Source organism: Limnobaculum eriocheiris, from assembly GCF_021010575.1.
Taxonomy (GTDB): domain Bacteria; phylum Pseudomonadota; class Gammaproteobacteria; order Enterobacterales; family Enterobacteriaceae; genus Limnobaculum; species Limnobaculum eriocheiris.
This window is the reverse complement of the sequence record NZ_JAJNAG010000005.1, coordinates 130,180-141,920: the sequence shown is the minus strand read 5'-3', so window position 1 is coordinate 141,920 and position 11,741 is coordinate 130,180. Positions and strand designations below refer to the sequence as shown.

The window sequence follows — 11,741 nt, the reverse complement described above, 5'->3', positions numbered from 1 at the left end:
GGTTTTGGCAACAAGACTATAACGATGAAAGAACACATGAAAGCTTAGGAAACATGCCACCAACAGCTTATCGGAAGCAACTGGAAAACTCTAATGACTTACTGTCTTAAATATAGGGAAGTGGACAGTGAGACGGACATCAGATGCTCCTTTTCTATATAAGATATAAGCTCGACTCATTTAATTATATGAATTGCATACATCAAAGATCCTCCAACACACTCAATGCATCCGACAGTTTCTTCACCCCAAACACCTGCATATTAGGAATGCTCTTTTTCGGCACGTTGGCATGAGGAACAATAGCGCGTTTAAAACCATGTTTTGATGCTTCTGAAATTCGCTCCTGACCGCTGGGAACCGGACGGATTTCTCCCGCCAGCCCAACCTCACCAAACACCACTAAATCTTCCGGCAGTGGACGATCCCGCAGGCTTGAAACCAGAGAGAGTAATAGCGCCAAATCAGCGCTGGTTTCCGTCACTTTGACGCCCCCAACTACGTTCACAAACACATCCTGATCCGCCATTTGTAAACCACCGTGGCGATGAAGCACTGCCAGTAACAAAGCTACCCGGTTTTGTTCAAGGCCAACCGCTACGCGACGGGGGTTAGACAACATAGAGTGATCCACCAGCGCCTGAATCTCCACCAGCAGAGGGCGAGACCCTTCCCAGAGCACCATAACCGAGCTACCTGAGGTAATCTCATCTCCCCGGCTAAGGAAAATAGCCGATGGGTTATTAATCTCTTTCAACCCTTGCTCGGTCATAGCAAACACGCCCAGCTCATTAACCGCACCAAAACGGTTTTTATGGCTGCGCATCGTGCGATAGCGGGAATCAGAATCACCATCCAGCAGCACCGAGCAGTCAATACAGTGCTCCAGTACTTTCGGACCAGCCAGTGAGCCATCTTTCGTAACGTGGCCCACCATAATAATCGCGACCCCTTTGGTCTTGGCGAAACGGGTTAAATAGGCGGCGCTTTCCCTGACCTGAGCAACGCTACCGGGAGAGGACTGGATATCCGCCATATGCATCACCTGAATGGAGTCAATCACCATCAGGCGAGGCTGCTCTTGCTCTGCAATCAGGCAAATTTGCTCAATACTGGTTTCTGACAGCATCTGCAAATGTTCCGTTGGCAGACCAAGACGGTGGGCACGCATCGCCACCTGTTGCAACGACTCTTCCCCCGTGACATACAGGGTTTTCATCTGGCTGGCCAGTTTACACATGGTTTGCAACAGCAAAGTACTCTTACCGGCTCCCGGATTACCACCAATCAGAATCGCACTACCCGGCACAACCCCACCGCCCAACACCCGGTCAAACTCTTTAAAACCGGTAGAAAAACGCGGGAGTTCTTCCAGACTAATATCCGACAGCTTCTGAACCTTACTAACACCCCCTTCCCCGGCATAGCCAGAAAAACGGTCAGAACGAGATGAAGAGGCAGCCGCAAGACGAATCTCAGTAATGCTGTTCCAGGCATTACAGGCACTACACTGCCCCTGCCAGCGCGGATAATCCGCCCCACACTCATTACATACAAACGCACGTTTCGCTGGTTTCGCCATCATTACCTCAACATATTCCAAAACAGTTCATACAATAAAAAACACGTCAACCTTTGGCCTTGGTACTTAGTCCTTGCTCCTTAGTCCCTGACCTTACCAATGAGCACTGGAATTCAGCCGACAACTGAAAGAGGGTAGCACGCCAAACATGGAAGTTTGGCGAGACACTGCTTCGCCTGACAAAATTGCAGGAGCAATTTTGAACAGCACAACGTGCTGGCCCCGTAGGGGTGAGCCTCATGGATGAGGCGAATAAACCGAATCAGTGCCGGTGCGTAAGCCCGAATGAAGGCGGAGGGAAGTCGCCATCAGGCGACCTGGATTCGTGTGCGAAGGCGCGGGGGTGCAAGGGGCGTTCGCCCTAACGCCCCTTGCTCGACCACCGCACATTAATCAATCCGGAAACCGGATTCAGAAGCGGTCGAAACCTTCACCAAAACAAATCTGCGGGTTACTTCCCCTCATGATTCTGACTCGCCGACAAAATACACAACACTCCCAGCAAGTTCGCAAACCGAATCCCCACCTTTGCCTTAGAGTAGACCTTCGGCTTGGCGTGATAGGCTATTCCCAAACGCGCTACTTTAATCATTTTCAGGTCGTTTGCCCCATCGCCAATGGCCACCGTTTGCTCCATTGGGATAGACAACTCTTCTGCCAGTTGCTGTAGTTTAACCGCCTTAAATTTGGCATCCACGATAGGGCCGGTTACTTTGCCGGTCAGTTTGCCCTGCTTAATACCAAGCTGATTGGCAGACACTGACACCAGATTCAATTTCTCTTTTAAGTGATCAGCAAAATAGGTAAACCCGCCGGAAACAATTGCCACATACCAGCCAGCTTCGTGCAGCTTTTTCACCAGCGTCGTTAACCCCGGCATCAACGGCAAGCCTTCTCTGACTTGCTCAAGAATAGCTGCATCGGCATCTTTTAGCGTCGCCACTCTTTGACGTAAACTGGCGGCAAAATCTAATTCACCGCGCATGGCGCGTTCGGTTACTTCGGCAACCTGTTCACCAACGCCAGCCAGTTTAGCAATTTCATCAATACACTCAATTTCAATGGCGGTAGAGTCCATATCCATCACCAGCAACCCTGGCGTGCGTAATGATGGCAAATTGCCCATTTGGGCAACATCAAACTGATACTCTTCTGCTATCTTCTTCGCTTTTGTGGACAACACACCCGCCAGACGTATCACCTGATACTCTTCGACTGTCCAGGCGGACACCACCACCAGCGGTTCACAAAGCCGGCGTTGAAACTGAGACAAACGCTGTTTATCTAATCCTTTACCATACAGTAGCCAGCCAGTATGACCGGCCCAATAGTCAAGCGGCATGACCTCATCACCACTCAATGACAGCGGCAACCCTGGCCAGCAGTCTATTTCCGCGGGTAAATCGCTATAGGTCAGGCTAATTGGCATGCTACAACTCCTTAAAAAACGAGGCTTCTTTGCACAAAAAAAATGGTTTCAATGGCAAAACAGCGTTCCAAGCTATCCTAATGAATAGAGTTCTGGCAACATAAAACATCTTCGGCACATAAGGCAGTTGCATGACCAAACGGCTCAAGTTCAAATTTCACCTACATCGAATTGTTATCGTTCTGTTCTGTCTGGCGTTATTAGTCGCTCTGATGCAGGGTGTGTCCTATTTCAGCTTAAACAACCAGACAGCACAAGCGAAACAATCGCAGGAACTGGCTCGCACGCTGGCAAAACAGGTGACATTTACCCTTGCACCGCTGCTGGATGGCCCGGTTGATAGTATCGATGACCAAAAAATTAAGAGTATTCTACAGCATCTGACAGAACACAGCCGGATCCTCGACGCCTCAGTATATCAAGTGGATGGTACATTGATTGCGCAACAGGGTGATGGAACCAGTGTACGTGACAGGCTTGCTCTTGACGGGCAGCGCCCTGGTAGCTATTTCAATCAGCAGATTGTGGAGATGATCAACAGCAAAGAAGGTCCATTAGGGTTTATTCGCCTGACGCTGGATACTCATGTGTTGGCAACAGAATCTGAACAGGCAGACAATACCACCAATACGCTACGCCTGATGCTACTGTTGGCGATGGTGATTGGTATTATTCTGGGCCGCACGCTACTGATGCAACAACGTAGCGGCTGGAAAAAGTCGCCTTATTTACTCACCGCCGGAGATTCAGAGCCAGAAGACCTGGCTTCCCCGGCCCCTGAAGCTCAAAAAACAGTACATAAAGTGCACAAAAAGAAACGCCCACACAAAAAGCGCCCCTATCGTTAAGTGCAGTGAAACAGCGCTATGCTATTAGCATACAGCTGCTGTGCAATTTCCGTGGCCGACTCGCTTCGCAGTTGGCACAGCTGCTCAAACACTAATTTAACCCGTTCTGGTCGATTGGGCTGCCCCTGAAATCCTGACAGTGGCATATCCGGCGCATCGGTTTCCAGCACCAGAGAGGCTAACGGTAATTTCGCCATCACATTTCGGGTTTTCTGCGCCCGTTCATAGGTAATAACGCCACCCACACCAATAGAATAGCCCAGCCGAATAAAAGCCTGCGCCTGAGATAAGCTGCCTGAAAAGCCGTGCACCACACCGGTACGAGGTAAAGGATACTGTTTTAATACGCTGGCTAACTTATCATGGGTGCGGCGGGAATGCAGAATCACTGGTAAATCAAAGCGCCTGGCTAACTTAAGCTGCTCTGACAGCAACCATAATTGCCGCTCAGACTGTGGCGTGTCCATATAGTCATCCAGCCCTATCTCCCCCACGGCAACAATCTTACCCTCATGTTGGCCCAACTGTTGCGCTAACTGCTGCAACCCTTCTTCCCGATGTGAGTCGATATACAAAGGATGTAAGCCTAATGCACCGTAAATCATCGAAAACTGACGGGTGAGCTGAATTATTCCGTCAAACATTTCGCTGGTAACCGCTGGCACAATAATACGCTCAACGCCGGATTCAGCGGCTAATGTAAGACTCTCCTGCTCGTGATGAACAAAGGGGGGGAAATCAAAGTGGCAATGGGTATCAATAAATACGGGCGTCACACAACCTCCACCATCGGGGAAATAGAATTATTGCGGACTTATCATATCAGTCTGTGACGGACGGGAAAGAATATTTGTGGTGTTCTTCTGTTTCAGCTCTTCATAACGCAGTAAAGAGCGTCCGAGAGTAGCCAGAAAATAACGACCACACTGTTTGCCCTGGTGGTAATCCCGATTAAATGAAGCAATTCGACTGCCCAGCACTTTACTGCCCAATAGTTTTGGCGGAAAGATCTCCAGAATCTGCACCCCATCAGGCGGATTCTCAATAAATTGCTGTGTGCGGGTATAGCTAACTTCATGCTGATGAAGAATTCGCAACATTTGAGGCAAGGTCGTGTCATCTGGAAACCAGCGTTCCATATGTTTCATCCAGGCGGGCGTATAGTAAACCTGCGATGGCACCGTTCTGATGACCACAATGGTATCAGCGCCCCGCCGGTATGCCTCCTCTACCGGAACCGCATCACTGATACTGCCATCCATATAGTAGACACCATCAATTTCTATGCCGGAACGATAAAACTCGGGGATGGCGCTGGAAGCCTTTAGCACCTGCAACCAGCTTTGTTGCTCCGCAGGAAAATAGGTTGGTGCAAAATCATCACCGCGGCAGGCGCACATATAAAACTCTCGCCCTTGTGCTATACGGTCGAGCGCATAAGGGATATTCAGCGGCATTTGTTCAGTGACGGTATCAATCAACCAATCGATATCAATCATATGCCCGCCACGGGCAAAACGAATGGGATTAAAAAATAGTGGTGAAGTGGTATAACGAACGATAACCCGACGAGCATAACCAACCTGGCCGCAAATATAGGCCGACAAATTTTGTGCCCCTGCCGAGGTACCAATCATCAGATCAAAAGGATCGAAACCTGCCCCTGTATCATTTATTCAATGCTTTACCATCAAGTAGAAATACATGCTTTAGAGTCATTCAATTGATTACCTAAACTTCAATTATTATTGAGTATTTAGCAAGAATATTCACTGTATCCACTCTGTAATTTTCTCCTTCGGTCTATAACTAAAGCGCTATTCCTTTGTTTTTTAAAGTATATATACTGTGATATAAAATCTGAAAAATTCAGTTAACTCATAGGGATATATTATGGCAACAAAGCGCGTTGCTGTTGTAGGAGATAGAACAACGACCGGTGGAACCATTATACAAGGGCTTAGTACATGGATTGTGCATGGAAAGGGAGTTGCTCTTGATGGATATATTGTTGCCTGCGGGTGTCCAAGTGGTAAAAACCGTATTATCGCTTTTAATAGTCAAATATTTGCAGAAGATACTGTACATTCGGTTCCTTCAGCAAGGCAGCCTGTAGCTTCAAATAGCGTTCAAACCGTCTCCCCTCAGTCATTTGCTGAACAAAATTCTAATAATATCATACCTGTTTTTGCCAAATCTTGTCTGCGTGGAAGTGGTTGTACGGATGCAGGTCAGGAACGTGAATCTATAGAAAATTTTGGTGATTTTTCGTTACTTCAGAGTACAGATACTGAATGCGGGTACCGTTGTGAACCATCTTCACCGGCTCAAATGGCTTCTGTTAGTGCTGTAGCTGCCACTGAAATAGCGATGAAAGTTATAAAGCAAAGTGCGAAGAGTACTATTAAAGGTCGCTGGATGTCTCCACACCCTGTTCTGGTATTACTGGTCGGTATATTTTATACGCCAGAGATAGGAAAAGGCGGCAGCCGTGATGACTTAGCCGATTATATTGCTCGCGATAAGTTAGATTACTTAGCTTCAACAGGTGGAACAGCAACTACTCGTGTTCGTTTTCAGGCTCGTGTGGATATGCATACTGGTCAACCAGTTATTGAAGGATACCATACCCCAGAGGGTTCAGGATTAGACCAGGTTCCCGTTATTAGAATGAAACCTGATGTTGTGAATGGGGTACGGCGCTATATTCCTGAGGGAAACAATGGCCCAACAATTATCTGGACCCCCGCTGAACCAGATTACAGGCCGGTTAACCATACCGGTAATAACACTGATTATTCTGCTCCTCCGTCGATATTCGTTAATCCAATACCAGAAAGCCAGGGGGCTCATACCACCACAACGCCAATACCTGAAGAAAGACATTTTAGTGACTATATTCTATTTTTCCCTACTGACTCAGGCATGCCTCCGATTTATATTATGCTGGATAGCCCACGTAATGAATCGGGTGTTGTTACGGGCCAGGGCGAAAATATATATGGTACATGGTTAAGAGATGCGGGTGTAGGTTTAGGCTGTCCTGTTCCTGCACAGATAGCCGATAAGTTAAGGGGAAGGGAGTTTGCTAATTTTGACCAGTTTAGAAAAGCTTTTTGGATAGAGGTTTCGAAAGACACTGAACTATCTGAGCAATTTTCGCGACATAACCAAACTCGCATTAAACAAGGATTATCACCAAGGACAATAGCTTTAGAGCATATTGGTAAAAGAATGTCGTTTGAGTTACATCATATAAACTATATTACTCATGGTGGGGCGGTTTATGATGTAGATAACATAAAAGTTATGACTCCTAAAAACCACATTCAACATCACAAAGGAAATAAATAACATGATATCTATGAAGCAATCCTATTCAGATTACTCAAAGATGGAATTTTTAGCGCTTATAGAAGAGATTTGTAGTGCAAACGGCAGTGAACAATATCAAGATGAATTATTAGAAAATTTTATTATAGTCACTCAATATCCTGCGGCATCTGATTTGATTTATTATCCTAAGGATGGTGCTGATGATTCCCCTTTAGGTATATTAGAAACTATTCAAAAATGGCGTTCTTCACAAGGACTACCCAGCTTCAAAGATTCTAACTAATTGTTTTCTTTAGCCGTCATTGAATTGGCGGCTAATCCTTCTGAATAGCTAATATTTTACTGAAAATCATGAGTTTCATTAAATAACACTAATATTTAAATTCATTCCATAAAACATTTACTTCAATGTTGTAAACATCGATACCCAATTCAAAAAAATGATGATAAACCTGCGCGTTGAAACTGATCCAGTACTCCGGCCGTAAAAATTCCCCGCTGCCCCCCGCCTTCACAAACCAGTGCAACTTTGCCCGGCCTTTCCGGCTTATGGATCAACGGCTCTTTACGCCCCAGAGTGACAGGTATTCTGTTTCCCAAAGCCTATCCTTCTCATGGTTAATGATGGGTTCTTGACTCAGAGCATACCCTTTCTTGCTCTTTCCCGTAATCCTCTTGCAGAATTCCCGAGAGCCAATCGCTGTTTCCGGCAAAAAACTCATCTTCAATGCCCGCCATTTCGGCCCACCAGAGTCGGATAGAGCCTTTCCACTGCTTTAGTCTGCCCAGAATGATATCACTATTCATCATAATAGTTCCTCAGTCAGACTGGCAGTAAAGCGATATTGGCTTTACTGCGCCATCTTAACGGTTAATGTTTTATAACCAGTTAATTTTTCACGGTTTTAACGCCTTCTACCTGTTTAGCAATGCTTTCAGCCTGTTTGGCCTGCGCCGCTTTATCCACATTACCGGTCAGCAACACTACCCCTTCACTGGTCTCAACTTTGATTTTGCGTGAAGGGACTATTTTGTCTGCCAGAAATTTAGCTTTAACTTCACTGGTAATGGCTGAGTCACTGACAAAACTCTCTACCGTACTGCCTTTGTCTTCTTGTACTTGAAGTTTGTTACTAACAGATTTCACCCCTTCAACCTTCCCTGCGACTTCATTGGCCTGGGTCATCTGATTGGTGCTGGTGACAAAACCACTCAGAGTGACAACGCCACCGGTGGTCTCAATGGAAATATGGGTACTTTCAATGCTCTTATCATCTAACAGCGCACTTTTTACTTTTGCTGTAATCGTACTGTCGCCCATAAAGTTATCGACTTTCTTCATCGAGTTATCGATAGAAGAACCAACTTTATCAACCGACTTATCAATGGATGTACTGACTTTTTCAACGGCATTTTCGGCCTTAGTTGCCACGGTTTCTTCAGCCCATGCGCTCCCGCTGACAACAACCGTACTTAAAACTATGGCGATAAGAGAACGTGCTAAGGGTACATTTTTCATTAATGATTACCTTTAGGTCTAAATACAGGAATAACGAATAAATCAGCCGGTTTGTCAGTGATTTATTCGGCGATATTAATTAACGATGCAATACTATCAGCCAGTAACTATAAATGGCGTTGCAATTATTGGGCCACACCGAGTGAATTGATTAAAAATCAATAGATTATTAATAGTGTGGTCTATAACAGAAGATAAAAGCATTGTTTTTTAGCGACAAATTCAATGTATTAATAACATTTAAGCAACAAAAACATAACTCATTGAATTAACTGGACGCTAACTGTCACCTGCCAGCAACACTTCAATATAATCTGTTAAATAATATCCCGAATAATGCGATTAGCTACCGGTATAACTATAGAACACCTCAGGTAAACTGTTGTATAGATCACAAAATTTTTGTAATCCTGCTTATAATTTCATTATTAACCACTGGCTAAATAAAAAAGGCCCGACGTAAACCGTCAGGCCTGTGTTATGCACTAAAACAGTGAAATTAGCAGTTAGCTATCACCATTAATGTTCACGAGTTTTACGGAAGACAATGTCCGGGTAGCGCTCTTGAGTTAAATTCAGGTTAACCATAGTTGGTGCAATATAGCTCAGGTTTTCACCGCCATCTAAAGCAACGTTCAGCTCATTCTTACGCTTAAACTCTTCCAGTTTTTTCGCATCGCTGCATTCAATCCAGCGCGCGGTGGATACATTCACCGATTCATAAATCGCTTCTACGTTATATTCACTCTTCAGCCGCGCCACTACCACATCAAACTGAAGCACCCCAACCGCACCAACAATCAAATCATTATTAGCAATTGGTCGGAATACCTGAACCGCCCCCTCTTCAGAAAGCTGTACTAATCCTTTCAGTAACTGCTTCTGCTTCAGCGGATCTTTCAGACGAATACGGCGGAACAGTTCCGGCGCAAAGTTTGGAATACCGGTGAATTTCATCTCTTCACCCTGAGTAAAGGTATCACCAATCTGAATAGTGCCATGGTTATGCAAGCCGATGATATCGCCGGGGTAGGCCTCTTCCACATGGGAACGGTCACCGGCCATAAAAGTCAGCGCATCAGAGATAACCACATCTTTACCCAAACGAACCTGACGCAGTTTCATGCCTTTTTCATAAGTTCCTGACACCACCCGCATAAAGGCTACGCGGTCGCGGTGCTTTGGATCCATATTGGCCTGAATTTTAAATACAAAACCGGAAAACTTCTCTTCCATAGCCGAGACTTCACGTACATCGGTTTTACGCGGCATCGGTGCTGGTGCCCAATCAACTAAGCCATCCAGCATATGGTCCACGCCAAAGTTACCCAATGCGGTACCAAAGAATACCGGCGTCAGTTCACCTGCCAAAAAAGAGTTCAATTCAAATTCGTGAGAAGCACCTTGTACCAGCTCCAGTTCTTCACGTAGTTGTGCTGCTAAATCTTCACCTACAGCGGCATCCAGCTCAGGGTTATTCAACCCTTTTACAATACGAACTTCCTGAATGATATGGCCTTTACCGCTTTGATACAGATAGGTTTCATCTTTATATAAGTGATAAACTCCTTTAAACAGCTTGCCGCAGCCAATTGGCCAGGTGATCGGTGAACACATAATTTTCAGTTCACTCTCTACCTCATCCAGCAGCTCCATTGGATCGCGAATGTCCCGGTCCAGCTTATTCATAAAGGTCAAAATTGGCGTATCGCGCAGGCGGGTAACTTCCATTAGCTTACGGGTACGATCTTCTACGCCTTTTGCCGCATCAATTACCATTAAGCAGCAGTCAACGGCGGTCAGAGTTCGGTAGGTATCTTCAGAGAAGTCTTCATGCCCCGGGGTATCTAACAGGTTGACCAGACACTCTTTATAAGGGAATTGCATCACCGATGTCGTAATCGAAATACCACGCTGTTTTTCCATTTCCATCCAGTCGGATTTAGCATGTTGGTTAGAACCACGCCCTTTTACCGTACCGGCAGTCTGAATCGCCTGTCCAAATAACAGAACTTTTTCAGTGATGGTTGTTTTACCCGCATCGGGGTGCGAGATGATAGCAAAGGTCCTTCGCTTATTGATTTCATTAAGAAAATCTTGGTTTGCCATGTATAAATTCTTTTAGTTTGTACACGGATTTGTACACACTTTTGGAAGTACTCTCTTTTCAGTTCTTCGCTTGTCAAATCCGTCGTGTTAATCGTAATTGGCCGCTATTTTCGCTGATCTTGACTTTATAAACAATCAATGGTTATCTAATCGGTTACCATTTACTCTCAGCGTGCGCCAATGCTCAGTTGTAGCTGTTTGCAATCGTTGCTTCTTCAGCTCATGAACAACTGTGGCTAAACCACAAATTCCCTCGCTACCAGAAATCGATGATAGCTTGTCGTACTACACCGATGATGGTGCAGTTGCCGTTGATCGGTATTGCAGGGTATTGCGGGTTCAAAGGTTTTAGGTACTTCTGTTCACCATCAATAACTAACTGCTTAAAGGTTGCTTCTTTCGAATCATCCAAACGCGCAACAACCAATGAACCTGAAGAGTAAGGTAACTCAGGATCAACAACGATCACTGCCCCCTCAGGTATGGATTTTTTTCCGCTTGGATTTTCCATACTGTCGCCTTTTACGCGAAGTGCGAAACAACCCTCATGTGCTTTCCCAGTGACTTCACGCCACTCCTCAGCATCTTCATGGGCAAATCCCTCCGCTATTTCAGTCCAATCACCGGCCTGAACCCAGTTAATGAGAGGAATTCTTCCCTTAATATCAGGCCCGACTTCTACATTACCGACCCCCAAGCCAATCTCGCCATCACCTGTGGCGAGCCAATGAGCATTCACGCGAAGCGCCTCCGCGATCTGCATGGTGTAACGAGACCTAGCCGATTTACCAGAGCAAATCTGGCTGATCGACTGCTGTTTGATACCAATGCGACGAGCCAACTCAGACTGAGTCACCCCAGTAAGCTGCAAGGCATGGTTTAGTCGTTCGGATAAAGTTTTCATAAGCCCGCATTCTA

Annotated in this window: 11 protein-coding genes and 2 pseudogenes; 4 read left to right on the top strand and 9 right to left on the bottom strand. The window is 45.8% G+C overall.

The features are described 5' to 3' along the window. On the top strand, positions 1-110 hold a 110-nt coding region (locus tag LPW36_RS18065; RefSeq protein WP_230608278.1), incomplete at its 5' end, for a transposase. A 92-nt stretch (positions 111-202) separates the two neighbouring features. Here LPW36_RS18065 and radA read toward each other — a convergent pair. Together radA and serB are read right to left on the bottom strand one after the other, a co-directional pair. Beyond that, positions 203-1,582 (bottom strand): DNA repair protein RadA, encoded by a 1,380-nt coding sequence (gene radA / locus LPW36_RS04635; protein ID WP_218466131.1) that lies wholly within the window; start codon positions 1,580-1,582, stop codon positions 203-205. A gap of 451 nt (positions 1,583-2,033) precedes the next feature. Beyond that, positions 2,034-3,011, bottom strand: a complete 978-nt coding sequence (gene serB / locus LPW36_RS04630; RefSeq protein WP_230608274.1) for a phosphoserine phosphatase — start codon at positions 3,009-3,011, stop codon at positions 2,034-2,036. A 131-nt stretch (positions 3,012-3,142) separates the two neighbouring features. On the opposite strand from serB, the gene LPW36_RS04625 reads away from it, so the two are divergent. Continuing rightward, on the top strand, positions 3,143-3,859 hold the full coding sequence (locus LPW36_RS04625) for a YtjB family periplasmic protein (RefSeq protein WP_230608273.1): 717 nt from the start codon (positions 3,143-3,145) through the stop codon (positions 3,857-3,859). On the opposite strand, the gene LPW36_RS04620 is transcribed toward LPW36_RS04625, so the two are convergent. Both LPW36_RS04620 and LPW36_RS04615 read right to left on the bottom strand, forming a co-directional pair. Continuing rightward, positions 3,856-4,635, bottom strand: a complete 780-nt coding sequence (locus tag LPW36_RS04620; RefSeq protein WP_230608272.1) for a TatD family hydrolase — start codon at positions 4,633-4,635, stop codon at positions 3,856-3,858. The genes LPW36_RS04625 and LPW36_RS04620 overlap by 4 nt on opposite strands. Before the next feature lie 27 nt (positions 4,636-4,662). Next, positions 4,663-5,520 (bottom strand): annotated as a pseudogene (locus LPW36_RS04615) (patatin-like phospholipase family protein); the annotation flags it as partial. Between the two features lie 232 nt (positions 5,521-5,752). Here LPW36_RS04615 and LPW36_RS04610 point away from each other — a divergent pair. Continuing rightward, complete coding sequence (locus LPW36_RS04610; RefSeq protein WP_230608271.1) at positions 5,753-7,213, top strand: S-type pyocin domain-containing protein; 1,461 nt, start codon at positions 5,753-5,755, stop codon at positions 7,211-7,213. A 1-nt stretch (position 7,214) separates the two neighbouring features. Further along, positions 7,215-7,478, top strand: a complete 264-nt coding sequence (locus tag LPW36_RS04605; protein ID WP_230608270.1) for a bacteriocin immunity protein — start codon at positions 7,215-7,217, stop codon at positions 7,476-7,478. Between the two features lie 155 nt (positions 7,479-7,633). Here LPW36_RS04605 and LPW36_RS04600 read toward each other — a convergent pair. The 5 genes and pseudogenes from LPW36_RS04600 to LPW36_RS04580 all read right to left on the bottom strand — a co-directional run. Next, a pseudogene (locus tag LPW36_RS04600) lies at positions 7,634-7,795 on the bottom strand (patatin-like phospholipase family protein); the annotation flags it as partial. Between the two features lie 18 nt (positions 7,796-7,813). Then, positions 7,814-8,005 carry a CsbD family protein gene (locus tag LPW36_RS04595; protein ID WP_420844720.1) on the bottom strand — a complete coding sequence of 64 codons (192 nt, stop codon included), beginning with the start codon at positions 8,003-8,005 and terminating at the stop codon, positions 7,814-7,816. Between the two features lie 79 nt (positions 8,006-8,084). After that, on the bottom strand, positions 8,085-8,714 hold the full coding sequence (osmY, locus tag LPW36_RS04590) for a molecular chaperone OsmY (protein WP_230608269.1): 630 nt from the start codon (positions 8,712-8,714) through the stop codon (positions 8,085-8,087). A gap of 519 nt (positions 8,715-9,233) precedes the next feature. Next, on the bottom strand, positions 9,234-10,823 hold the full coding sequence (gene prfC / locus LPW36_RS04585) for a peptide chain release factor 3 (protein ID WP_230608268.1): 1,590 nt from the start codon (positions 10,821-10,823) through the stop codon (positions 9,234-9,236). Between the two features lie 256 nt (positions 10,824-11,079). Continuing rightward, positions 11,080-11,727 carry a LexA family protein gene (locus LPW36_RS04580; RefSeq protein ID WP_000854920.1) on the bottom strand — a complete coding sequence of 216 codons (648 nt, stop codon included), beginning with the start codon at positions 11,725-11,727 and terminating at the stop codon, positions 11,080-11,082. Positions 11,728-11,741 lie beyond the last annotated feature (14 nt).

What these genes read in the sequence shown, in the direction of transcription:
- radA (WP_218466131.1), bottom strand. Translation starts at nt 1,582, where the DNA reads ATGGCGAAACCAGCGAAACGTGCGTTTGTATGTAATGAGTGTGGGGCG.
- serB (WP_230608274.1), bottom strand. Translation starts at nt 3,011, where the DNA reads ATGCCAATTAGCCTGACCTATAGCGATTTACCCGCGGAAATAGACTGC.
- LPW36_RS04625 (WP_230608273.1), top strand. Translation starts at nt 3,143, where the DNA reads ATGACCAAACGGCTCAAGTTCAAATTTCACCTACATCGAATTGTTATC.
- LPW36_RS04610 (WP_230608271.1), top strand. Translation starts at nt 5,753, where the DNA reads ATGGCAACAAAGCGCGTTGCTGTTGTAGGAGATAGAACAACGACCGGT.
- LPW36_RS04605 (WP_230608270.1), top strand. Translation starts at nt 7,215, where the DNA reads ATGATATCTATGAAGCAATCCTATTCAGATTACTCAAAGATGGAATTT.
- LPW36_RS04595 (WP_420844720.1), bottom strand. Translation starts at nt 8,005, where the DNA reads ATGATGAATAGTGATATCATTCTGGGCAGACTAAAGCAGTGGAAAGGC.
- osmY (WP_230608269.1), bottom strand. Translation starts at nt 8,714, where the DNA reads ATGAAAAATGTACCCTTAGCACGTTCTCTTATCGCCATAGTTTTAAGT.
- prfC (WP_230608268.1), bottom strand. Translation starts at nt 10,823, where the DNA reads ATGGCAAACCAAGATTTTCTTAATGAAATCAATAAGCGAAGGACCTTT.
- LPW36_RS04580 (WP_000854920.1), bottom strand. Translation starts at nt 11,727, where the DNA reads ATGAAAACTTTATCCGAACGACTAAACCATGCCTTGCAGCTTACTGGG.